This is a genomic window from Pseudomonas sp. GW822-FHT04H02, assembly GCF_058800645.1.
The window spans coordinates 827,281-849,554 of sequence record NZ_JBXAMM010000002.1; the positions used below are offsets into that span (position 1 = coordinate 827,281).

Below are 22,274 nucleotides of genomic sequence, written 5' to 3' on the forward strand. Positions count from 1 at the left end.
GCTCCTGGTCAGGTGGGGCGCTCTCAGCGATTGTTGAAATCCGGCGAAGACAGCAGGAAGGTGTTCCATTCCTGGGGGGAAACGGCCTGCTCCAGGGCGTTGCGGGTGGTGCTGGAGAGGTAGGGGGCGATCGCCTGGTAATACATCGGCGTGGTGATCATGGGAAACCCCGGCCCCGGGACCTGGCTACCCTCGGCGGTGAACAGCCGGTTGTTGCCCGAGCCCATGGCCCGGGCGATTTCAAAGCGCCTGGCCATCTGCCCGGAACTCGACCAGCCACTGGCTACCAGCGGCCAGCCGTCGGGAGTGATGCGCCCGAACAGCGGCTGGCCCATCTGATTCAGCCAGTTGAGCAGTGGTCGCGGGTTGGCCAGGGGCTTGCCGTCATAGGTCAGGCGCAGCGCCGAGACCACGAACTGTTGCGGGTCCTTGAATTTCCTGCCGGCCGTGTGCAGCAGCTCCGGCGATTGCATCAGGGTGGCCATGACCTGGGCGATGTCGCCATCGCTGTCACTGAAGCTCTTGGCCATGCGCGCCACCAGCGCCGGCGGCGGCTCGTCCGCGACGAAGTACTGGGCCAGCTTGCGCGAGATGAACCGCGCGCAGGCCGGTTGCCGGGTGATGAGGTCTACGGCCTGGGTGATCTCGTCATACCCGCTGCCCTTGATGGTATGGCCCAGCAGGTGCTTGTCGCTGAAGTCGTGACGTTTGGGGTTGAACTGGAACAGGCCCTGTTGCACCACCAGGGGCTGCAGGTTGCGGGGAAAGCGCTGCTCGCGACCGTCCAAGGGCGCCAGCCCGGCTCCGGTGAGGATCAGCGCCAGCTGTTGCACGTCTTCCTGGCTGTAGCCGGCGTCGACGCCCAGGCTGTGCAGTTCCATCAGTTCACGGGCGTAGTTCTCGTTGACCTTGCCCCTGGCGTTGCTGCTGTTGTCCAGGTATTCGAGCATGGCCGGGCTTTGCAGGGTGGCCAGCAGCAGGTCCTTGAACTTGCCCAGGGCGTGGGGGCGGAGGGTGTTTTCAAGGTAGTCGGCGGTCAGCAGCCGCACCCTGCCCTTGCCCTGGAACACGCTGAAATGGTTGAGCCAGAACAGCACCAGTTGTTCCTTGAGCTGGTTGGGGCCGTAGACAGCTTGCAACAGCACACTGGACTGGGTCTGTTCAGCCAGTTGGGCGGCGTACTGGCGCAGGTCTTTTTGCGCCTGGTTGCGCGCTTCGCCCTCGGGCATTGCCTTGATCTGTTCCTGGCGCTGCCGGAACTCCTCCAGCAGGGAGCGGGGCGAATCGTTCAGGGCCGGATAACTGCGCAGCAGGGTGTCGATGGCCGGTGGCAACGGATCGTGCAGGCGATCGTCCAGTTGCGCCCTCAGCAGCTCATTGCGCCCCAGGGTGCGCAGGCGCTGGAGTTGCGCCGCGTCCAGGTCGAAGCCGTCACGCCGCAGCCATGCGATGTCGGCGGCACTGGGCGCTTGAGGTTGTGCGGCGTGGGCCAGGATTGGCAGCAGCACAGCCAGGGCAGTCGACAGGTACAGGCAGCGGGGCAACGGGGAAAGCCTTGGCATGGGCGGTTGGTCCGAAGTGAGAGGTCGCGGCCGATGGGGATTTTCGCCGTCCGTCGCCAGGTTCAGGGCAGGGCGTGAAGCCTGTCCCGGCTCCCTGGGCAGCACAGCGGTATAGCGTCGCAGGCTACCAGAGGGTTGTACCGGCTTTCAGTTGGCAATGCTCTAGGACAAGTGTTTCAACGCAGGGTTGGGGGGCTTGCCGTCGACCGTTCGTCCGACGGATGGAATTGGCAAGCACTAGTCACTGCGTCATGCTGTCGATGGATGTCGTAGTGCCACTACTTCAAGGCCCGACCCGGTTTCCGGGTGTCGTTCCATCCCTGCGTTGGTGAGATAGATTGGTGATGAGTGTGTTGATCCTGCCCGAGGCGCAATATGCCCGATAAGGCGCTGGCCGAGGAGCAGCGCCTGGCTGCCCTGTATGCCCTGGAACTGCTGGATACGGCCCGGTGCGAGCGTTTTGACCGCATCTGCCGGCTGGCCGCAGAGTACTTCAAGGTGCCCACGGCCCTGATCACCCTGGTGGACCGTGATCGGCAGTGGTTCAAGTCGCGGGTGGGCTTTGCGCCCGAGCAGACCCCCATCGAGCAATCGTTCTGCGCCTATACCATCAAGTCCGGTGATGTATTCGAGGTGGAAAACGCCCGCCAGGATGTGCGTTTCCACGCCAACCCCCTGGTGACCCAAGACCCGGGCATCGGTTTTTATGCCGGCGCGCCGCTGATTACCTCCACCGGGCATGCGATCGGCAGCCTGTGCGTCATCGATCGCCAGCCCCAGCGCCTGAACGCTGCCGAGCGTCAGCAACTGCGCGACCTGGCATCCCTGGTGATGGAGCAGGTGGAGCAGCGTCAGCGCCTGACCCGGCGCGACCCGGTGAGCAGGCTGCCCAACCGTGAGCAATTTCAGAGCGACCTGTACGACCTGGCGGATGAGAACCCGGGAGAACGGCGCGTGCTGGTGCTGGTGGACGCGGTGGACATGACCGTGGCCCACGAGCTGACCCTGGCCATGGGCCTGGCGCCGTTCGAGACCATCGTGCGTTTCCTGGCCCAGCAACTGCTCGCCTACCTGGGGCGCCATGTGCGGGTGTATCACGTATCGGTCAAGCGCTTCGGCTTCCTGCTGCCGGCGGCTCCCGGGATCGAGCGCTTCCTGGAAGGCCTGGTGCGGCGCCTGCGGCGTCAGCCGCCAGGGCTGGAACTGCCGATGATTCCCGGGGTATGCGCGGGCACGGTGGAGTTCTCCACGGACCGCGACGCCGTGCCCGACGTGTTGCGCAAGGCCATGTTCGCCCTGGAACTGGCGACCCTCAACCGCAGCACCTGGGCGCCTTACGACGTGGTGCGGGACCAGGCCTACCGGCGAGCCTTCAACCTGGCCTCGGATATCAGCGAAGCCCTGGACAGTGGGCAGATCTACCTGATGTTCCAGCCGCGTTTCGCCCTGCCCGACGGCGCCCAGGTCAGCGCCGAGGCGCTGATCCGCTGGGATCACCCCTGGCTGGGGCCGATTTCACCGGCGGAGTTCATTCCGGTGATGGAGCGCAATGCGTTGATCCACCGGGTAACCCACTGGGTGATCAATGCGGTGCTCGGCAAGCTGCAGGCCTGGAGCGACGGTGAAGTGCAGCGCCTGTCGATCAACCTCTCGCCCCAGGATTTCGAGGACCAGGACATCGCTGATGTGCTCAAGGCGGCCTGTCGCCGCCACGGCATCGAACCCCATCGCCTGGAAGTGGAAATCACCGAGGGTGCCTGGTTGCGTTCCAACCCGCGGGTGCTGGACCAGTTGAGCAAGATCCGCGCCCTGGGCATGGATGTGGCCATCGACGATTTCGGTACCGGCTACAGTAACTTCGCCTATCTGCATCAGATTCCGGCCAACGTGGTGAAGCTCGACAAATCCATGGTCACCGACCTTGAGAGCAGTGCCCAGCACCAGAAGATCACCCGCTCGGTCATCGCCCTGGCCCGGGAACTGGGCTACCGCACCGTGGCCGAGGGCATTGAAAGCTTCAAGTGCCTGCAGATGCTGCGCACCTTCGGCTGCGATGAGGCCCAGGGTTATTTCCTGGCCCGGCCCATGGTCCAGGAAAAATTCCTGGCCCGCAGCGCGGCCCAGCGCTTTCCACTACAGCAAGGCTACTGACTGCGGCTTCTGTAGCCGCGGTCGCAGGCTGCGAGCGGCCCGAAGGGGCGTTAAAAACCTTGAGGGCGCCGCACCTCCTCACCGCTGCGCTGCCACCAGCAACAGCATCGGCCGCTCCCGCTCCTCTGCCAGCGCCGGAAGGTCCTCGACCTGCTGCGCCGTGGGGCCCCACTCCTGCACATGGCGCAGGTTGAAGCCGGTATCGATCAGCGTGTTGAGCAGCGTGCCCAGGGTACGGTGCTGCTTGATCACCCCTTCGGCCAGCCAGTGGGTCACCCGCTCGCCTTCCTGCTGGTAGCTGTCCACCGGCCAGGACTGGCGGCCCTGCGCGTCCACCTGCCAGCCCGGGTTGCGCGGTGCCATGAAGATCGGGTGCTCGATGGAGAACACCAGGCGCGCCCCCGGTACCAGGGCCGCATAGACCTGGGCGAACAGGCCGGGCAAATCCTTTATGTAGTGCAGGGCCAGTGAGCTATAGGCCAGGTCGAAGCTGCAGGCGGGCAGGCGCAGTTGCTCCAGGTCCTCTTGCTGATACTGCACATTGGGTGCCGAGGTGGTGGCGCGGGCGGTGGCCAGCATCTTCTGCGAAACGTCCAGGCCCACTACCTGGCGGGCACCGTGCTCGCTGGCCCAGCGGCTGAACCAGCCATAGCCGCAGCCCAGGTCCAGCACCCGCAGGCCGTTCATCGGTGGCAGCAGGGCTTGCAGGGCCGGCCATTCCGGCGCGGCGTCGAGGCCGCCGAGGGAGCGGCCCATCTGGCTGTAGGCCTGGAAAAAAATCGGGTCGTCGTAGATGTTCTGAGTCATGTCGGGAGGCTCTATCAGGTTCGTGTGCAGCCCTGGTGGGCAGGGAATGTCATGCAGTTGAAACAGCTGAGGGGCTTCTCCCTCGCAGGGCGCGACGCAGGTATCGTCGATGGCCGGGCAGGTGGTGCAGCAAAACAGGTCGGATATCTTAGCCAGTTTTGCGGGCCGGGCCATCGCCGGATGCTTTGCACGCCAGGATCTTCATCGGCACAATCGCCGGCCGGGAACACCGAGTGTCCCCGGCCCCGAATTCGTACCCCAAGAGAGGCATCATGGGCAAAGCGAGAGTGACAGGCACGACGATCGAGGCGATCCGCGCGGCAGAGATGGCATTGGGGCGTACCTTGCCCTGCTCGTTCGCGCGCTGGTTGCTGGAGCACAACGGCAAGGCCCTGGGGGCGCTGGAGGTGTTTCCGGTCTTCGATGCCCGGGATCCGCGCAAGACCTGGGAGTCGATAGTCCGCCATTTCGAAGGCGGCTGGCGGGCCTGGCAGGACAACGTCTGCGCTGACCCGGCGGGTTTCTCCAACCTGCTGCCGTTCGCCCAGTTCGGCACGGGCGACTACTACTGCTTCGATTACGCCGTGCTGGGGGAGGCCGGTGAGCCGGTGGTGGTGCTCTGGTCCCATGAGACTGGCGCCACGTCCGTGGTTGCCGATGGCTATGCAGCTTTTCTGGCCTGCACCGATCGGCCCGGGTAGGCACAAGGCTTGGGCTTGAATGGTCAGGTCTGGAGGGAGAGATCGTTGCGGTTCAACGACTGGGAAACTGCTTGGAGCTTCTGCGTGGGTACGCAGATTGGGGAAGTGGAGCGGGTGAAGGGAATCGAACCCTCGTTATCAGCTTGGGAAGCTGGAGTAATGCCATTATACGACACCCGCTCGAACGGCTGACTTTGTACCAGATGTGGCCGTGGATTTGAAGTTTTTCTTTAGCTGACTTGCGCTTGCGCGCCGCTGACCTTCATCGCCAGCCCGCCCCATACCGTGAAAACCGGGGTTGTCACGGTATGCAGGCGGCGTGCGAGGAGGGCTTTTCAGAGGGCTCGTACATGCTGCTCCTGGACATGCGGGGCACGCGAACGGTTGTCGTATTGGCCCGGTTTGAGGAACCCCATCAGGGCCTGGCGGGTGTCGCGGCAGGCGGCCTTGTGCTCCATGTCGAGAAAGTGCCCGGTGGCCTGGATGGTGCTGAAGCTCGACTGCTGCACATGGTTGGCAAACAGCCGGGCATCGTTGGCCGAGGTGTATTCGTCCCATTCGCCGTTGATGAACAGCACCGGGACCTGGATGTTGCGTGCGGCCCTGAGGTAGCACTGGCGATCACCATGGAGCACATGGCTGATGTGGAAGTGCATCTGCCCGTACTCATGTTCCGCCAGGCTGCTGACGTGGCGATAATTGAAACGCTTGAACAGCGACGGCAGGTGCTTGCCGATGGTGTTGTTGACCAGGTCGCCGACGCGATGGCCATCGCGGCTGCCGAGGTAGTCGACACCGCGTTCCAGGTAGTCGCGCATCGGCTCGTTGATCACCGGCGAGAACGAGCTGATCACCGCCTTCTCGATGCGTCGCGGGCGCTGGGAGAGCGCTTGCAGGGCGGCGGCGCCGCCCCAGGAAAACGACAGCACATGTTCGGCGGCGAAGTGCTCGATCAACTCCAGCAGGATCTGCCCCTCTACTTCCTTGGTGAGCATCCGTTCGTGCCTGTTGTGGGCCTTGGAGCGACCCGCGTAGGGCTGGTCGTAGAGCACCACATTGAACTGCGGGTGGAGGTTCTTCACGGTCTGGGCAAAGGACGCAGTGGTGGCCAGTGAGCCGTTGACCAGAATGATGGTCTTGTCTGCGGCATCTGCGCGATAGAACTCCGTGTAAACCCGATACTGACCCTGTATATCCAGCACAGCGATTTCTGGCCTCATGTCATAAGACTCCTGGCAAGCGGGTATGCGCGCAACGTGAGTGTGCACGGGCAATGTGACAGGTAGGCATACGCCTGGAATCGGAGCCCATGTCGATCCGGTAAGGCAGGTCGACGGGTGTTGTTATAGGCGGGCGATTTGCCGGGGGGAAGGCAGAGCAGGCAGGGCTCAGGCCGGCAAAGGGTTTCTTAGATGTGTGGTTGTGACTCATCGGTCACAATTCGGCCGACGGACAGATTCAAGCAGGGCAACCGGGAACCTGCAAGGTCATTGGGCAAATTGTTCGACAGCTTCTGCCCAGCGGTCGTGTGGCGCGGCGCAACGCTCAGATCAGGCGTATTTCGGCGTCGCTCAGAGCACGGTATTCACCGGGGGCCAGGCGTTCGTCCAGCAGCAGCGGGCCCATGCGTTCGCGGTGCAGGCGCAGCACCTTGTTGTTGAAGTGGCCGAACATGCGCTTGACCTGGTGATAGCGCCCTTCGACGATGCTCAGCCGGGCGCTGCGGGGGCCGAGGATCTGCAGTTGAGCGGGCAGGGTGGTCAGGTCCTCGAAGGCGAAATACAGGCCATGGGCGAAAGTCTCGACGTATTCGGGGCCGATCTCCTGCTCGGTTTCCACGTAATAGAGCTTGGGCAGTTTGGTCTGGGGCTGGGTCAGGCGCCGCGACCAGTTGCCATCGTTGGTGATCAGCATCAGCCCGGTGGTGTTGTAGTCCAGGCGCCCGGCGATATGCAGATCCTGCGGGTCCGGCTCATGGATCAGTTCGAGCACGGTCTTGTGCTCGGGGTCGCGGGTGGCGCTGACGCAGCCCATGGGCTTGTGCAGCATGAAGTAGCGCGCCGGCTTGCCGGCCTGCAGCACTTCGTCGTCCAGCTCCACCCGGCTGAACTCGCGGACCTCGGCCTTGGGGTCGCTGACCGGCTGCCCATCGATGCGAATGCGTCGTTGCACCAGCAGCACGCGCACTTGCTGGCGGTTGAAACGGGGCAGGTTGCTGAGAAAACGGTCAATGCGCATGGTGATCGGTGGCTATCGGCTGGAGGGGCTCAGGGACGGGGCAGGGTAGCGGCGCGCAGCTGCGCGTCGACCCCGGCACAGCGCGGGCACAGGCAGGCCTGGTTGCGCAGCTCCGGCGCCAGGGCTTCGATGATCGCCGGGTCGATGTCCACGCTGTAGCACCAGCAGGCCTGGCCGGCACGGCGCGGGTCGGCCAGGGTGCAGTCGTTGCGGGCACCGCAGGCGGGGCAGAGTTCAGGTTCATTCATGGCTGGAGTGAGGCATTTCCATGCAGGTTCGATTGCGTCCGGTGTGCTTGGCACGGTACATCGCGTGCTTGGCACGGTACATCGCGTGGTCGGCACGGGACAGCAGGCTGTGCAGGGTGTCCTGGGCTTGCAGGCTGGTCAAGCCGATGCTGACGGTCAGTTGCAGCGGCTGCCCTTCATAGTGATAGCGCTGCTGTTCGGTGAGCAGGCGGATCTTCTCGGCGATGCCCAGGGCCACGCTGCTGTCGGTGTCCTTGAGCAGGACGATGAATTCTTCGCCGCCCCAGCGGCAGACGATGTCGGACTGGCGCAGGCAGCCCTGCAGGTCCCGGGCGAAGCCACTGAGCACCTGGTCCCCGGCCAGGTGGCCGTAGGTGTCGTTGAGGCGCTTGAAGTGGTCCAGGTCCAGCAGCATGGCGCACAGCGGCGTCAGGTCGCGCCAGGCCTCTTGCAGGGCCTGGGCCGCCAGCAGGTCGAACCCGCGGCGGTTGGGCAGACGGGTAAGGCTGTCGAGGGTGGCCTGGGCTTCGATCTTGCGCTGATAGCGGCGCACCACGGCGCTGAGCAGGACCAGCACGATGGCGGTGATCACCAGGCAGATCAGCAGGTTCAGGTACAGCGACTGGCGGATACTGTTGAGGGCGCCGTCTTCGCGTTTGTCGACGAACAGGTACCAGTTCAGCTCGGGAATGAAGCGCACATTGAGAAAGTGCCCCTGGCCCTGGGAATTGTATTCATAGCTGCCGCTGTGGGGCTTGGGCAATTGGCTCAGCAGCTCCTTGAGGCTGTCCAGCTCATGAAGCGACTGGCCGCTGCGGGCGCCCTGGGGGCCACCGTCGGCACCGGTGAGGACGATGCGGCCGAAGGCGTCGACGAAGTACACGCTGCGCTGGTAACGCTGCTGGTACTTGTCGATCAGCTTGATCACCGCATCCACGGTCAGGCCGACCCCGGCGGCGCCGATGAAGCGGTCCTGGTAGTCGTAGACCTTGTAGTTGATGAAGAAGGTCAGCTTGTCCTGGTTGGCCAGGTCCGGGTCGACGTTGATCTCGTAGGGCGTGCTCATGTCGCGTACGCGAAAGTACCAGGCGTCCCGGGGCTCATCGGCCTTGACCTTCTTCAGCACGCCCTTGGCCTGGTAGTAGGTGAGGCTGGTATTGGAGACGAAGAACGCGGTGTAGGCGTCGTAGTGGGTCATGACCTCGTTGAGGTAGCGGGTCATCTGGCTCGGGTCGCGCTCGCCGGCCACCACCCAGTCGCGCATGAAGGTATCGCGGGCCATCATCGAGGAGATCAGCACCGGCCGCACCAGGTCCTTCTGGATTTCCGAGTACACGGTATCGGAGGTCAGGGGCAGTTCGGTATTGACGATGCTGTCGCGGATCGAATCCCGCGAGGCGTAGTAGCTGAGCAGCGAGGTGGCGAGAAAACCGCTGCCCAGCAGGGCGATCAGGACCAGAACCAGCGAGCGCTGGGAATACAGGGGAGAGCGGCGCGGCATGGTGATTCCGTGATAGTGGCCCGATGACGCATTCTAGTGGCACGGCGCGCAAATAACTCGTTCATCACGCGCCTGAATTGTCTCGATTTCGATACGTTTGCCAGGCGCTGGAAGGCCCGCGGGGGGGCTCGTTGCAACTGGAGCCTGCAAGGCCGCCAAGCAGGCCCCGCCACTGGTCGGTGAAGTCATCGGGGCGCTGCTACGCGGCGCACCGCAAAGGCGTTTTGCGGTCCTATGCAATGCCAGTCATGCCGTTTCGATTGGCGTCGTCCAGCGTCGCTGGTACGGCTTGCACGCGGTCCGGGAGGCCGCCATGTTCCGTCGAATCTTGCTCGGTGTTGTGCTTGGTTTGAGTCTGTCCGCCTGTGTGCCCTATTACGTCGAGCCGGGGTACTACCGCACTGACGTGTATGCGGTTCCAGGCCCCTATTACTACGGTGGCTACCCCTACTATGGAGGCGGCTACAGGCCTCACTACTATTACCGGCCCTACTATCACGGGGGCTACGGGCCGCACTACTACGGCGGCTACCGACGCTGGCACCACTAGCCGGCACCAAGGCCCGTACAACAGGCCACCGCCTCGGATGACAAGAGGCCAAGGGCCGAGAGTCGTTGCCCACAGCGCTGCCTTTGCCTGAGGCAGCGCTTTTTCGTGGGCGTGGAAAACCGCGGGAAAGGACGTCAGCAGCACTTGTTTCAAAGTGTTGCGCAAATCGCACCACAAGCGCTTTTCACGGTCAGATATTGCGTCAGTCAGCCTGTTGCTGATTGCCGCCTGCCAGCGTCGCTGGCGAGGCTTCTTCGCGGTCCAGGAGGCCGCCATGTATCGTCGACTTCTACTGATTGCCTTACTGGGTTCGAGCCTTGCTGCGTGTGCCCCTTATTACGGTGGAGGCTCCGGCTACTACAGCTCGGAGGTCTACAGCGCTCCCGCGCCGGCCTATTACTACGGTGGCGGGTCTTCCTACTATTCCACGGGGCGCAGTTACTACCCACCGCGCTACTACCAGCCGGCGCCGCGCTATTACCAACCGGCCCCGCGTTACTACCAGCCACCGCGCGCGGTATACCGGCCTTATCCGAACCAGGGTTGGGGTGGGCATGGCCGGCCGAACAACTGGAGCAACCAGGACTGGGGCGGCCACGGCGGGCGTGACAATGGAGGGCGCGGCGATCACGGGCGCGGCGACCATGGCCACGGTGGCCGCGGTCATTGAGCCGAACCCTGTAGCCGCTGCCGCAGGCTGCGACCAGGTCCGCAGGACCTTCGGCGAGTCCACTGTCGCCGCGTCCTTTCGGGCAGTGCGCAGCCTGTGACGATCTAGTAATCCGTCAGGTCCGCCAGGGGATGGCGACCTTCCCAGGCCTTGTGGAAATGCGCCTCCACCACGGCCTCGGGCACGCTGTTGATATCCGCCCAGTGCCAGTGCGGCTGATGATCCTTGTCGATCAGCCGCGCGCGCACGCCTTCGGCAAATTCCGGATGCCGGCAGCAGTTCAGGCTCAGGGTGTACTCCATCTGGAACACCTCGGCCAGGGACAGGTAGCGGGCGCGGCGGATCTGTTCCCACACCAGGTGTGCAGTCAGCGGGCAGCCTTCGACTAGGGTCTTGGCTGCACGGCTGTAGAGGGCATCGCTGTGGTTGTGCAATTGGCTGATAGCCCGCCAGGCACAGCCCACGTCACTGACATCCAGCCAGCTGTCGATCTGTTGCCGGCGCGGCAGCCATTGAGCGTCGGGCATCTGCTCTAGGGCTTCCTGTTGCAGGGCCTTGAGCAGGCTGTTGAGCTGCCTTGGGGTCTGTTCCTGCCAGTTCAGTTGCAGCAGGCCCTCGATCAGCGCTTCCTGTTGCTCATCGAGCAGGAAACGGTCGGCAAGGTTCAGGTCCAGAGCGTCGCGGCCGTTCATATGGGCGCCGGTAAGGCCCAGGAACAGCCCGAGCTTGCCGGGCATGCGCGACAGGAACCAACTGGCGCCCACGTCCGGGTACAGGCCAATGCTGATTTCCGGCATCGCCAGGCGGCTGCTGGGGGTGACGATACGAATGCCAGCACCTTGCAGCAGCCCCATGCCGCCACCGAGGACATAACCGTGGCCCCAGCAGATCAGTGGTTTGGGGTAGGTGTGCAAGCGATAGTCGAGGCGGTATTCCGCGGCGAAGAAGTGCCCGGCCAGCGGCGGCACTTCGCCGGGATGGGCCAGGCAGGCCTGGGCCAGGCTGCGCACTTCGCCGCCGGCGCAGAAAGCCTTGGCGCCGTTGCCGCGCAACAGCACGCACACTACCTGCGGGTCCTTGGCCCAGGTGTCGAGGTGTTCGCTCAACTGCTGGATCATGGGCAGGGACAGGGCGTTCAGGGATTTTTCCGCGTCCAGGGTGGCAATGGCGATGCGTGCACCATCGGTGCCGGTGAGTTCTTCGACGTGCAGGTTCATCGTGACCTCGATGGGAAATTTAAGCGGTCAGTATGATCGCTGTAAGGGAAAGTGCCGGTTCTGTGTCAGATCAATTGACAAGCGAAGTGGGCTTTCCTAGGGTGCGGCCATTGTTTTTTCACGGGCATGGCCATGACTGCTGACGATCGTATCAAACTCGAACCGAGCTGGAAGGAGGCCCTGCGTGCCGAATTCGACCAGCCCTACATGAGCGAACTGCGGGAGTTCCTGCGCCAGGAACATGCCGCCGGCAAGGAAATCTACCCGCCGGGGCCGATGATCTTCAACGCCTTGAACTCCACGCCGCTGGACAAGGTCAAGGTGGTGATCCTCGGCCAGGACCCCTACCACGGGCCGGGTCAGGCCCATGGGTTGTGCTTCTCGGTGCAGCCCGGGGTGCCCGCGCCACCGTCGCTGGTGAATATCTATAAAGAGCTCAAGCGCGACCTGAACATCGACATCCCCAACCATGGCTACCTGCAGAGCTGGGCCGAACAGGGCGTGCTGATGCTCAACACCACCATGACCGTGGAACGGGCGAACGCCGCTTCCCATGCGGGTAAGGGCTGGCAGTTCTTCACCGACCGGATCATCGAAGTGGTCAGCGAGCATCAGCCGCACCTGGTGTTCCTGCTGTGGGGCGCCCATGCCCAGAGCAAGCAGAAGCTGATCGACGCCACCAAGCACCTGGTGCTGACCTCGGTGCACCCGTCGCCCTTGTCGGCCTACCGCGGCTTTCTTGGTTGCGGGCACTTCAGCCGCACCAACAAATACCTCGAGCAGAACGGCGAGACGCCGATCGAGTGGCGCCTGCCGCCGTTGTAACCAGTGCTCGATGGGGAGGCTGCTTGGCGGCCACCCCACTCGCGACTTGAACCAAGGCATATCTGTAGCCGCTGCCGCAGGCTGCGAACTGCCCCTAGGGACGCAGCGGTGGTTCGGCCACTGAAAGTCCTGCGGACCTTGTCGCAGCCGGCGGCTACAGGGGGCCTTTGTTCCAGTGGCGGAACAGGGGCTCGGCGAGAAACAGCACGAACAGCAACCTCATGACCTGCATCGCCGTTACCAATGGCACCGACAGTTGCAGGACCTCGGCCGTCAGGCTCATTTCCGCAATACCGCCGGGCATCATGCCGAGGGTCAGCGAGCGCAGGTCCAGGCGGGTCAGGGCGCTCAGGCCCAGGGCTGCGAGGCTGGCGATCAGCATGGTCAGGGCGGTGCCGATCAGGGTGCGGCCCATGAACGAAGGGGCCCGGCGAAAGAACTGGCGGTTGAAGTGGCAGCCCAGGCCGCTGCCAATCAGCCACTGGCCCATCTGGCTGGCGCCGTCGGGCAGGCCGATGTGCAGGTCCCAGGCGATGCTCAGTGTCGCGCTGAGCAGCAGGGGGCCGAACAGCCAGGGGTTGGGCTGGCGCAGGCGCTGCCAGAGCCAGGCCAGCAGGGCACCGGCCGGAAACAGCAGGGCCAGCCAGCGCCAGTCCACCGTAGCGGCATGCAGGGCGGGCGTGCCTTCCCCCAGCAGGTACTTGAACGCCGCCGGCACACAGAGCACCACCGTCAGTACCCGCAGGCTCTGCCCGGCCGCTACCCGGCTGAGCACCGCGCCGTTGCGCGCGCCGAGGTTGACCATCTCCCCGGAGCCGCCGGGCATGCTGGAGAAGAACGCGGTGGCCCGGTCCTCGCCGGTGCGCCGCAAGAGCCAGACCCCGACCACGCTGGACAGGCTGGTGACCAGGGCACCGAAGAAGATCAGGCCGAAATGGCTCAGCACCTGCTCCATCACCTGCGGGGTGAAGTGCAGGCCGATGCCGATGCCTACCACCCATTGCCCGCATTTGCGCCCGCCGGGGATTTCCGCCAGTTGCCAGGGCGTCAGGCAGCGCACCAGGATGATCGCCAGCAACGAGCCGACCATCCACGGCAGCGGCCAGCCGATCTGGCTGGCGAGGTAGCCGCCAACCAGGCCCACCAGGGGCGTGCCCCACCACTGTTTCCAAGTGGATTCAGACATCGGCCACGGCACGTTGCTGGGCCGCGCGCTTGCGCCAGATACGCAGCAGCGGCATCAGCAGCATGATCACGGTCAGCACCCAGACCCCGACGGTGATCGGGCTCGACCAGAGGATCTCCATGGCGCCGTTGGAAATCGACAGCGCCCGGCGCAGGTTCTGCTCCATCAGGCCACCGAGGATGAAGCCCAGCAGCACTGGCGACAGCGGGAAGTCCAGCTTGCGCAGGACGTAGCCGAAGATGCCGATGCCCACCATCAGGAACAGGTCGAAGGTGGTGGCGTGTACCGCATAGACGCCGATCCCGGTAATGATGGCGATCACCGGCACCAGGGCCCAGTTCGGCACCGCAAGGATGCGGGTGAAGATACGGATCATCGGAATGTTGAGGATCACCAGCATGATGTTGGCGATGAACAGCGAGGCGATCAGGCCCCAGACGATATCCGGCTGTTGCTGGAACAGCAGCGGGCCGGGGGTGATGTTGTACAGCGACAGGGCGCCGATCATCACCGCGGTGGTGCCGGAACCGGGCACGCCGAGGGTCAGCATTGGTACCAGGGCGCCACAGGCCGAGGCGCCGATGGCGGTTTCCGGGGCTGCCAGGCCGCGCTTGTCGCCCTGGCCAAAGGTGCCGCTGGCACCGGCGATGCGTTTCTCGGTCATGTAGGCCACGGCGCTGGCCAGGGTCGCGCCGGCTCCGGGCAGCACGCCCATGATGAAGCCCAGCAGGCCGCAGCGGATGTTCACCACGAACACCGAGGCCGCTTCCTTGAAGTTGAACATCATGCGCCCGGTGGCCTTCACCGCTTCCTGGCCGCGATGGGTCTTTTCCAGCAGCAGGAGAATCTCGCTGATGGAGAACAGGCCCAGCACCAGCACCACGAACTGGATGCCGTCGGTGAGGTGGATGTTGTCCCCGGTGAAGCGGTACACGCCGCTGTTGGCGTCGATGCCCACGGCCGACAGGAACAGCCCGATCAGCGCGGCGATGAAGGTCTTCAACGGTCGGTCGCCGGCCATGCCGCCCAGGCAGACGATGGCGAACACCATCAGCACGAAGTACTCCGCCGGGCCGAAGGCGATCGCCCACTTGGCCAGCAGCGGGGCGAACAGCACCATGCCGCAGGTGGCGATGAAGGCACCGATGAACGAGCTCCAGGCCGACAACGACAGGGCTACGCCCGCCAGGCCCTTGCGTGCCATGGGGTAACCGTCGAGGGTGGTCATCACGGTGGAGGCTTCGCCGGGAATGTTCAGCAGGATCGAGCTGATCCGGCCGCCGTATTCGCAGCCCAGGTACACCGCCGCCAAGAGGATCAGCGCCGATTCCGGCGGCAGGCCCAGGGCGAAGGCGATGGGGATCAGCAGCGCCACGCCGTTGATCGGGCCAAGGCCCGGCAGCAGCCCGACCACGGTGCCGATCAGGGTGCCGGACAGGGCGGTGACCAGGTTGTAGGGGGTCAGTGCAACGCCGAAGCCCTGGCCCAGATAGCTGAGGGTATCCATATCAATTCTCCAGAACGTCGAGCAGGCCGAGGGGCAGGGGGACGTCCATGACTCGGTCGAACAACCAGTAGAGGCCGACACTGAGCAGGCAGATGATCACCAGGCTGGGCAGCCAGCGGCCGCCGTACAGGCGGGCCATGGGCACGCCGATGAGAATGCTGGCGACGATGAAGCCCAAGGGCTCGAAGGCCCCGGCGAAGACCAGCAGCAAGGCCACGCAGAGGGCGATCTTGGTCAGGGTCTGCCGGTCCAGGGGCGGTTCTTCTTCGCTGTGCTTGATCGGTGCCGGGCGAAACAGCATGTACAGCAGGGCCAGGCCCATCAGCCCGAGCATCAGCAGGGGGAAGGCCCGCGGGCCCACCGGTTCGTAGGAAAAGGCCGCCTGGTAGGGCCAGGCCATCAGTGCCAGGCCGGCACAGGCCAGCAGCAACACCGCGGCGAAGAGACGTTGAACGAGCATGGCTAACTCCCGGGCCCGGCCCCCGATGCGCGAGGGCCGGGCCGTCAGAAAGGGACGGTCACTGGATCAGGCCGAACTCTTTGGCCAGGGTCTTGTAGTCGGCTACCTGCTTCTTCACGTAGGTATCCAGTTCCGGGCCGGTCATGGCGAAGGGGAACAGCTCGCGCTGGTCGCGCAGCTTGGCGAACTCTTCGGAGGCCAGCAGCTTGTCGAAGGCCTCTTTCCACCAGGCGTACTCCGCATCGCTGACCTTAGGCCCGAGGTAGAAGCCGCGTACCACCGGCCAGACGATGTCGTAGCCCTGCTCCTTGGCGGTGGGGATGTCTTTCATTTCCGGCTCGTCCAGGCGCTGCTCGGAGAACACCGCCAGCAGGCGCATGTCGCCGGCCAGGATATGCGGCATGGAGTCGGAGATGTCGGTACTGCCGACCTGGATATGCCCGCCCAGCAGGGCAGTGGCGATCTCGCCGCCGCCTTCCAGGGCGACATAGCGCAGGTCCCGCGGGTTGATCCCGGCGGCCTTGGCGATCAGCGCGGTCTGCATCCAGTCCTGGCTGCCGACGGTGCCACCGGAGCCGATCACCACTTTGCTCGGGTCTTTCTTCAGGGCCTGGACCAGATCGTCGAGGTTCTTGTAGGGCGAATCGCTTTTCACCGCGATGGCGCCGTAGCTGGTGCCCACCGCCGCCAGCCAGCGCACCGCGCTTTCATCGAAGCGGCCGAACTTGCCCTGGGCCAGGTTCAGCAGCGAACCACTGGACCAGGCCACCAGGGTCCCGGCATCGGCCGGACGCTGGGCCACCACCGCGTTGTAGGCCACGGCCCCGACACCGCCGGGCATGTAGGTCACGCGCATTGGCTTGGACAGGAGTTTCTCGTTGACCAGGGCGCTTTGTGCCAGCTTGCAGGTCAGGTCGAAGCCGCCGCCAGGGGAGGCCGGGGCGATGCATTCCGGGCGCTTGGGCTCGGCGGAGGCTGCCAGCAACTGGCCGGCGAACAACATGCAGCCGGCGGCGAGGGCGAGTTTGCGCAGTGAAAGGTCCATGAGCGTCTCCACAGGAGTTGTTGTAGGTATGTCCGGGTCATCCCCGACCCGTTTTTCGTAGGAGCGTGATAGGGGGGGCTTACCACAGCGCTACGCTGTAGCTCACCAGCAGGCGTACTTCATCCGCATCGCGTGCCGAATAGTTGGAACGGTAGGTGGCGTTGCGCAGGCGCACGGCGACGTCCTTGAAGGTGCCGCTTTGCACTACGTATTTGACCTCGGTGTTACGTTCCCACTCTTTGCCGGTGTCGCCGTTCTTCAGGGCAATGTTGTCGCCGCTGAGGTAGCGGGTCATGAAGCTCAGGCCGGGCACTCCCAGCTTGGCGAAGTCGAAGTCGTAACGGGCTTGCCAGGAGCGCTCCTCGGCCCCGGCGAAGTCGTTGATCTGCACGAAGTTCACCAGGTATGGGTCGCTGCCATCGACGTAGGGGAAAGCGCTGTCGCCGGACATGTGCTGGTAGCCGGCGCTGAGTTTATGCCCGTTGAGGGCGTAGCTCACCAGGCCGTTGAGGGATTTGTTGTCGATCTTGCCGCCGCGGGCCTGGCCCTGGTCGTCGCTGATGGCCAGGCGCAGGTCGGTGCCGAAGGTGCCCGGGCCCATGGGCTGGGAGGCTACCAGGCCGAGAAAGTGCTGGTTGTAGACATCGTCCAGTTGGGCGAAGTGGTAGCTGCCGGTGATCTTGTCGGTGAACTTGTAGTCCAGGCCGCCGAAATTGAAGTGCTTGCCGGCCACGGTGCCGGCGAAGCGGCTGTTCTTGTTGTTGAGGCGGATATCCTCGTAGTTGCTGTCATCGCGGTCCTTGGCCTTGTCCAGGCGACCACCGGTGAAGGTCAGGTTCTTGATCTCCCTGGAGGTCAGCAAGCCGCCCTCGAAGGTCTGCGGCAGGATGCGCCCGTCGTTGGGCTTGAGGATCGGCAGTTCCGGAATCAGGCTGCCGATTTTCAGTTCGGTGGCGGAAATCTTCACCTTGCCGGTCAGGCCGAGCTTGGAGTACTCGTTGGCCGCGCGCCCGTCATCGTGGGTCGGCAGCAGGCCGGTGCCGGTGCGGTCGGGGCTGGAGTCGAGCTTGACCCCGAGCATGCCCAGGGCGTCCAGGCCAAAGCCCACGGTACCTTCGGTGTAGCCCGACTGCAGGTTGAGCATGAACCCCTGGGCCCATTCGTCGCGCTTGGACTGCTGGGCGCTGGTGCCGTCGCGAAAGTCGCGGTTGAAGTACATGTTGCGGGTTTCGAAGGTGGCGCTGCTGTCTTCGATAAAGGCGGCCTGGCTCAAGGGCGCGAAACCGGCAAGGGTGGCGGCGCTGGCAAGAGCAGTCGGGGTCAGACGGGAAAAGCGCGTGGGCTGGACAGCCTGAGGGTGCGTGGATGGCATCCTGGAGTACTCCGTTATTGTTCTTATTTTGACGAAAACGCTTCGAGGCGTTTTGCGGGTCAGCGGCCTTCACGGCCAGGGCAGTCGAGACTGTCCGTGGCGGGACTCTAAAGGGCCAACCTTTCGCTAACCTTTCAGTGCACTTTCGTGGCTTTCGGGCTTCACAGCGGCGGTTGCGGCGGTACACTCCGCGCCAAAGAGCGGCGTCGATCCCCCCTGAAACGAGGTAAACAGCCATGCGAGTCCTGCTCGTGGAAGACCACCTGCAACTGGCCGAAAGTATCGCCCAGGCGCTCAAGAGCACCGGCCTGACCGTGGATGTGCTGCACGATGGGGTGGCGGCCGACCTGGCCCTGGGCAGCGAGGAATACGCCGTGGCGATCCTTGATGTCGGCCTGCCGCGCATGGATGGTTTCGAAGTGCTGGCGCGCCTGCGGGCCCGCGGCAAGAACCTGCCGGTGCTGATGCTGACCGCCCGCAGTGACGTCAAGGACCGGGTCCACGGCCTGAACCTGGGGGCCGACGATTACCTGGCCAAGCCCTTCGAGCTGACCGAGCTGGAGGCCCGGGTCAAGGCCCTGTTGCGCCGCAGCGTGCTGGGGGGCGAGCGCCAGCAGCGTTGCGGAGTGCTGGCCTATGACCTGGACACCCGGCGTTTCACCCTGGGCGAGGAGTTGCTGACCCTGACTTCCCGCGAACAGGCGGTGCTCGAAGCCTTGATCGCCCGCCCTGGCCGGGTCATGAGCAAGGAGCAACTGGCCTCCCAGGTGTTCGGCCTGGACGAAGAGGCCAGCCCCGACGCCATCGAGATCTACGTGCACCGCCTGCGCAAGAAGCTCGACGGCCATGCGGTCGCCATCGTCACCTTCCGCGGCCTGGGCTACCTGCTGGAAAGCCGCGATGCATAAGCCCAGCAGCCTGCGCTGGCGCTTGCTGTGGAACCTCGCACTGCTGCTGGTGGTGCTGATGCTGGCCAGCGGCCTGAGCGCCTACTGGAACGGCCGTGAGGCCGCCGATACCGCCTATGACCGGACCTTGCTGGCTTCGGCGCGAACCATCGCCGCCGGCTTGTCCCAGCGCGATGGCAGCCTGAGTGCCAACGTGCCCTATGTGGCCCTGGACACCTTTGCCTACGACAGCGCCGGGCGCATCTACTACCAGGTCAACGACATCCATCAGACACTGATTTCCGGTTATGAGAACCTGCCCGGGCCGCCGCCCGGCACGCCGCGAACCGATGATTACCCGGCCCTGGCGCGCTTCTACGACGCCCGCTACCAGGGCCAGAACGTACGGGTGGTGAGCCTGCTCAAGGCGGTCAGCGAGCCGAACATGAACGGCATGGCGGAAATCCGCGTGGCGGAGACCGACGAGGCGCGGGTGGCCATGGCCCGCAGCCTGATGGCCGATACCCTGCTGCGCCTGGGCATGCTGGCCATCGGCGCCCTGGTGCTGGTGTGGTTTGCGGTGAGTGCGGCCTTGCGCCCCCTGGAACGCCTGCGCGGGGCGGTGGAAGAGCGCCAGCCGGACGACCTGCGGCCGCTGCCCCTGGTCTCGGTGCAGCGCGAACTGTGGCCGCTGGTACGCGCCTTGAACCATTTCACCGAGCGCCTGCGCGGGCAGTTCGAGCGCCAGGCGCAGTTCATCGCCGAGGCCGCCCATGAGTTGCGCACCCCGTTGGCCGCGCTCAAGGCCCGCCTGGAACTGGGCTTGCGCGCGAGTGAGCCGGATACCTGGCGCGCCACTCTGGAGAGTGCGGCCCAGGGCACCGACCGCCTGACCCACCTGGCCAATCAGTTGCTGTCCCTGGCCCGGGTGGAAAACGGCGCCCGGGCGATCGCCGAGGGCGGGGCGCAGTTGCTCGACCTCAGCCAGCTGGCCCGGGAACTGGGCATGGCCATGGCGCCTCTGGCCCATGCCCGGGGCGTGGCCCTGGCCCTGGAGGCCGACGAACCGGTGTGGCTCAGGGGCGAACCGACCCTGCTCAATGAACTGCTCAGCAACCTGGTGGACAACGCCCTGGCCCATACTCCGCCGGGTGGCAATGTGGTGCTGCGGGTGTCACCGCCCGGGGTGCTGGAGGTGGAGGACGATGGGCCGGGCATTCCCCTGGAAGACCGTGACCGGGTCTTCGAGCGCTTCTACCGGCGCAATCAGCAGGGTGCGGGTTCGGGCCTGGGGCTGGCGATCGTCGGTGAGATCTGTCGCGCGCACCTGGCACAGATCAGCCTGCACGATGGTGAGCCGTCGGGGTTGAAGGTGCGGGTGAGCTTTACAGCCGGCTAGGGGATGCTCAATAGAGCATGGAGCGGGATTCTTCCAGGTCCAGGCACATGGCCTTGTTGTCCGGGTCTATCCCCAGCTTCTTGAAGGCCGGCACGCTGAAGGCGTCGATCCGCGACAGCGGGTGCTCGGTGTCCTTGTGGCAGTACAGGGTCGCCACCTGGACCAGGTCGACGTAGTCGATCCGGCTCGACTGGCGGCTGAAGTCCAGGTATTGCCCGGGGATCTCCACCAGTTGCTCGGGGAACTCCCAGACCCGCAGCAGCTTGTCTCCCAGCAACGGGTGGATGCGCTCGATCACGTGATTGAGGCTGACCGGGTCGGAGAGCAGTTCGTAGTGGTCTTCGGCGTAGGTAAGAATCGGCAGCACGCCAATCTGGTGCACAAGGCCGCCCAGGGCCGCCTGGTCCGGCTTGAGCTGGCTGTAGCTGCGGCACAGCGCATAACTGACCCCGGCCACCTCCAGGCTGCGGCGCCAGACATCGCGCATTTTCTGTTCCACCACTTCGGAGCGGGCGTTGAAGATCTGCTCCATCACCAGGCCGATGGCCAGGTTGCTGCTGTAGTTGACCCCCAGGCGGGTGATTGCCGTGTGCAGGTCGGTGACTTCCTGGGCCGCCCTTAGCAAGGGGCTGTTGACCACCTTGATCAGCCGCGCCGACAGCGCGGTATCGCGGCCTATCACCTTGCTCAGGGTACTGACGCTGATTTCCGGGTCTTCGGCGGCCTGGCGAATCTGCAGGGCCACCTCCGGCAGGGTTGGCAGAACCAGGTCATCGTTGCCGATGGCCTCCAGCAAATCCTGTTGGACCTTTTGCGCCAGCTCAGTCATGTAAGTTCTCTAGGGTGTTGCAAGAAAAGGCAGGCAATCAGCGCTGGATCTCGCGGTCGCGATCCAGCTGGTACGGCAGGTCCAGCAGTTGCAGGGTTGGCCCTTCGAGTGTTTCCAGGTGCAGTTCGCCCCCTTCCACCGCTTCGGCCTGCAGCACGGCCAGCAGTTCCACGCCCTGCTGCGCCCGGGTGGCCAGGACCACTTCGCCAATGGCGCTGTTGTGGCTGGGAGCGAACAGTGCAGTGCCTGGAGCGGGGAGGGCGTCGCCAGGCAGGGCAAGGCGGTACAGGCGACGCTTGAGCTTACCCAGGTACTGCATGCGGGCGACGATTTCCTGGCCGGTGTAGCAGCCTTTCTTGAAGCTGACGCCGCCAACGGCCTGCAGGTTGAGCATCTGTGGAATGAACAGTTCACGGGTCTCGGGCATGACTTGGCCGAGGCCGGCGCGGACTTGCCCCAGCAGCCACTGGTTCAGCTCGCCCTCGGGCAGTTGCGCGGCCAGTTGCTGGCGCAGGCTGGCGGCGCGCTCGGCCGGCACCCAGAGTTCGGCGCGCTGGCTGGATACGCGCAAGGCGATCAGGCCATCGGCGCGGGCCACGGAGCCGTCTTCCTCGGGCAGCTCAAGGCCCAGACCGTTCAGGGCTGCCTGGGCATCGGCCAGGCCGAAACGCGCCCAACTGGCGCTTTCGTCGGCAAGCTTGGCCTTGGAGAACACCGCGTACTTCTTCAGGTCCGCCAGTTGCGGCTCGATCAGCTCGCGGGCCATGGCCAGTAGGCAGCCGTCGCCTTCCAGAAGGATGCGGAAGCTCGATTGCATGCGGCCTTTCTGATTGCAGCGGGCGCCGAGGCTGGACTGGCTGTCACTGAGGTAATTGAGGTTGCAGGTCAACTGACCCTGAAGGAATTTGCTGGCGTCAGGCCCGCGGACAGCGAGCACGCCTTCGTGGGAGAGGGGGCAGAAAAAAGCGGAGTCAGCCATGGTTCATCGCAGGGTAAAAAGTCTGGAGCACATCATAAGGGGGCGCCCCTGAAATGGATAGTTCACAAAGGATGGGTGGCCACCGACCAAAGCCGACTGTTCTCGTCTCCCCCGGGCTGTATACTTGCGCTCTATTTGAG

The 22,274-nt window shown here is 64.6% G+C and carries 21 protein-coding genes and 1 tRNA gene; 7 read left to right on the forward strand and 15 right to left on the reverse strand.

Annotation, left to right across the window (positions count from 1 at the left end; translation table 11 throughout):
- Positions 1–23: 23 nt before the first annotated feature.
- Positions 24–1,562, reverse strand: a complete 1,539-nt coding sequence (locus tag AC1RMG_RS10600; RefSeq protein ID WP_404673131.1) for a DUF1800 domain-containing protein — start codon at positions 1,560–1,562, stop codon at positions 24–26.
- 375 nt (positions 1,563–1,937) lie between these two features.
- Here AC1RMG_RS10600 and AC1RMG_RS10605 point away from each other — a divergent pair, with 375 nt between their 5' ends.
- A complete protein-coding gene (locus tag AC1RMG_RS10605; protein ID WP_053149541.1) occupies positions 1,938–3,713 on the forward strand; it encodes a sensor domain-containing diguanylate cyclase in 1,776 nt (591 codons plus the stop codon).
- Between the two features lie 78 nt (positions 3,714–3,791).
- On the opposite strand, the gene AC1RMG_RS10610 is transcribed toward AC1RMG_RS10605, so the two are convergent.
- The gene (locus AC1RMG_RS10610) at positions 3,792–4,520 is read right to left on the reverse strand and encodes a class I SAM-dependent methyltransferase (protein ID WP_053156769.1); all 729 of its coding nucleotides are present in this window, start codon (positions 4,518–4,520) and stop codon (positions 3,792–3,794) included.
- Positions 4,521–4,792: 272 nt separating this feature from the next.
- On the opposite strand from AC1RMG_RS10610, the gene AC1RMG_RS10615 reads away from it, so the two are divergent.
- Positions 4,793–5,221 carry an SMI1/KNR4 family protein gene (locus AC1RMG_RS10615; RefSeq protein ID WP_073698945.1) on the forward strand — a complete coding sequence of 143 codons (429 nt, stop codon included), beginning with the start codon at positions 4,793–4,795 and terminating at the stop codon, positions 5,219–5,221.
- A gap of 106 nt (positions 5,222–5,327) precedes the next feature.
- Here the strand turns inward: AC1RMG_RS10615 and AC1RMG_RS10620 are convergent.
- From AC1RMG_RS10620 to AC1RMG_RS10640, 5 genes are all read right to left on the reverse strand, one after another.
- Positions 5,328–5,401: transfer RNA gene (locus tag AC1RMG_RS10620), tRNA-Gly, on the reverse strand.
- Between the two features lie 155 nt (positions 5,402–5,556).
- Positions 5,557–6,441: an alpha/beta fold hydrolase gene (locus AC1RMG_RS10625; protein WP_015634505.1), complete on the reverse strand. Its 885-nt coding sequence runs from the start codon at positions 6,439–6,441 to the stop codon at positions 5,557–5,559.
- 325 nt (positions 6,442–6,766) lie between these two features.
- Positions 6,767–7,459: a pseudouridine synthase gene (locus AC1RMG_RS10630; RefSeq protein WP_011059770.1), complete on the reverse strand. Its 693-nt coding sequence runs from the start codon at positions 7,457–7,459 to the stop codon at positions 6,767–6,769.
- Between the two features lie 29 nt (positions 7,460–7,488).
- Positions 7,489–7,707 (reverse strand): cysteine-rich CWC family protein, encoded by a 219-nt coding sequence (locus AC1RMG_RS10635; protein ID WP_011059771.1) that lies wholly within the window; start codon positions 7,705–7,707, stop codon positions 7,489–7,491.
- Positions 7,700–9,208 carry a sensor domain-containing diguanylate cyclase gene (locus AC1RMG_RS10640; RefSeq protein WP_493169175.1) on the reverse strand — a complete coding sequence of 503 codons (1,509 nt, stop codon included), beginning with the start codon at positions 9,206–9,208 and terminating at the stop codon, positions 7,700–7,702. Before AC1RMG_RS10640 ends, AC1RMG_RS10635 begins: the two co-directional genes overlap by 8 nt.
- A gap of 340 nt (positions 9,209–9,548) precedes the next feature.
- On the opposite strand from AC1RMG_RS10640, the gene AC1RMG_RS10645 reads away from it, so the two are divergent.
- Positions 9,549–9,758, forward strand: a complete 210-nt coding sequence (locus AC1RMG_RS10645) for a hypothetical protein (RefSeq protein ID WP_227454106.1) — start codon at positions 9,549–9,551, stop codon at positions 9,756–9,758.
- A 274-nt stretch (positions 9,759–10,032) separates the two neighbouring features.
- Positions 10,033–10,428, forward strand: a complete 396-nt coding sequence (locus AC1RMG_RS10650) for a hypothetical protein (protein WP_065364737.1) — start codon at positions 10,033–10,035, stop codon at positions 10,426–10,428.
- Positions 10,429–10,532: 104 nt separating this feature from the next.
- Here the strand turns inward: AC1RMG_RS10650 and dspII are convergent, their stop codons facing one another.
- Positions 10,533–11,645: an enoyl-CoA hydratase/isomerase DspII gene (gene dspII / locus AC1RMG_RS10655; RefSeq protein WP_011059774.1), complete on the reverse strand. Its 1,113-nt coding sequence runs from the start codon at positions 11,643–11,645 to the stop codon at positions 10,533–10,535.
- A gap of 132 nt (positions 11,646–11,777) precedes the next feature.
- On the opposite strand from dspII, the gene ung reads away from it, so the two are divergent.
- On the forward strand, positions 11,778–12,470 hold the full coding sequence (gene ung / locus AC1RMG_RS10660) for a uracil-DNA glycosylase (RefSeq protein WP_011059775.1): 693 nt from the start codon (positions 11,778–11,780) through the stop codon (positions 12,468–12,470).
- A 154-nt stretch (positions 12,471–12,624) separates the two neighbouring features.
- Here ung and AC1RMG_RS10665 read toward each other — a convergent pair whose 3' ends face one another.
- The 5 genes from AC1RMG_RS10665 to AC1RMG_RS10685 form a co-directional block, all read right to left on the reverse strand.
- The gene (locus tag AC1RMG_RS10665) at positions 12,625–13,656 is read right to left on the reverse strand and encodes an AbrB family transcriptional regulator (RefSeq protein WP_262214197.1); all 1,032 of its coding nucleotides are present in this window, start codon (positions 13,654–13,656) and stop codon (positions 12,625–12,627) included.
- Positions 13,649–15,163 (reverse strand): tripartite tricarboxylate transporter permease, encoded by a 1,515-nt coding sequence (locus tag AC1RMG_RS10670; RefSeq protein ID WP_015634511.1) that lies wholly within the window; start codon positions 15,161–15,163, stop codon positions 13,649–13,651. Before AC1RMG_RS10670 ends, AC1RMG_RS10665 begins: the two co-directional genes overlap by 8 nt.
- A gap of 1 nt (position 15,164) precedes the next feature.
- Positions 15,165–15,623, reverse strand: coding sequence for a tripartite tricarboxylate transporter TctB family protein (locus AC1RMG_RS10675; RefSeq protein WP_011059778.1), 459 nt, complete (start codon positions 15,621–15,623; stop codon positions 15,165–15,167).
- 58 nt (positions 15,624–15,681) lie between these two features.
- A complete protein-coding gene (locus tag AC1RMG_RS10680; RefSeq protein WP_011059779.1) occupies positions 15,682–16,668 on the reverse strand; it encodes a Bug family tripartite tricarboxylate transporter substrate binding protein in 987 nt (328 codons plus the stop codon).
- 79 nt (positions 16,669–16,747) lie between these two features.
- Positions 16,748–18,040, reverse strand: a complete 1,293-nt coding sequence (locus AC1RMG_RS10685) for an OprD family porin (RefSeq protein ID WP_169892607.1) — start codon at positions 18,038–18,040, stop codon at positions 16,748–16,750.
- A 236-nt stretch (positions 18,041–18,276) separates the two neighbouring features.
- Here AC1RMG_RS10685 and AC1RMG_RS10690 point away from each other — a divergent pair, with 236 nt between their 5' ends.
- Positions 18,277–18,948, forward strand: a complete 672-nt coding sequence (locus AC1RMG_RS10690; protein WP_011059781.1) for a response regulator — start codon at positions 18,277–18,279, stop codon at positions 18,946–18,948.
- The gene (locus tag AC1RMG_RS10695) at positions 18,941–20,326 is read left to right on the forward strand and encodes a sensor histidine kinase (protein WP_011059782.1); all 1,386 of its coding nucleotides are present in this window, start codon (positions 18,941–18,943) and stop codon (positions 20,324–20,326) included. Before AC1RMG_RS10690 ends, AC1RMG_RS10695 begins: the two co-directional genes overlap by 8 nt.
- A gap of 7 nt (positions 20,327–20,333) precedes the next feature.
- On the opposite strand, the gene AC1RMG_RS10700 is transcribed toward AC1RMG_RS10695, so the two are convergent.
- Both AC1RMG_RS10700 and ygfZ read right to left on the reverse strand, forming a co-directional pair.
- A complete protein-coding gene (locus AC1RMG_RS10700; protein WP_011059783.1) occupies positions 20,334–21,155 on the reverse strand; it encodes an HDOD domain-containing protein in 822 nt (273 codons plus the stop codon).
- Positions 21,156–21,192: 37 nt separating this feature from the next.
- Positions 21,193–22,134, reverse strand: coding sequence for a CAF17-like 4Fe-4S cluster assembly/insertion protein YgfZ (gene ygfZ / locus AC1RMG_RS10705; RefSeq protein ID WP_493169179.1), 942 nt, complete (start codon positions 22,132–22,134; stop codon positions 21,193–21,195).
- Positions 22,135–22,274: the final 140 nt, after the last annotated feature.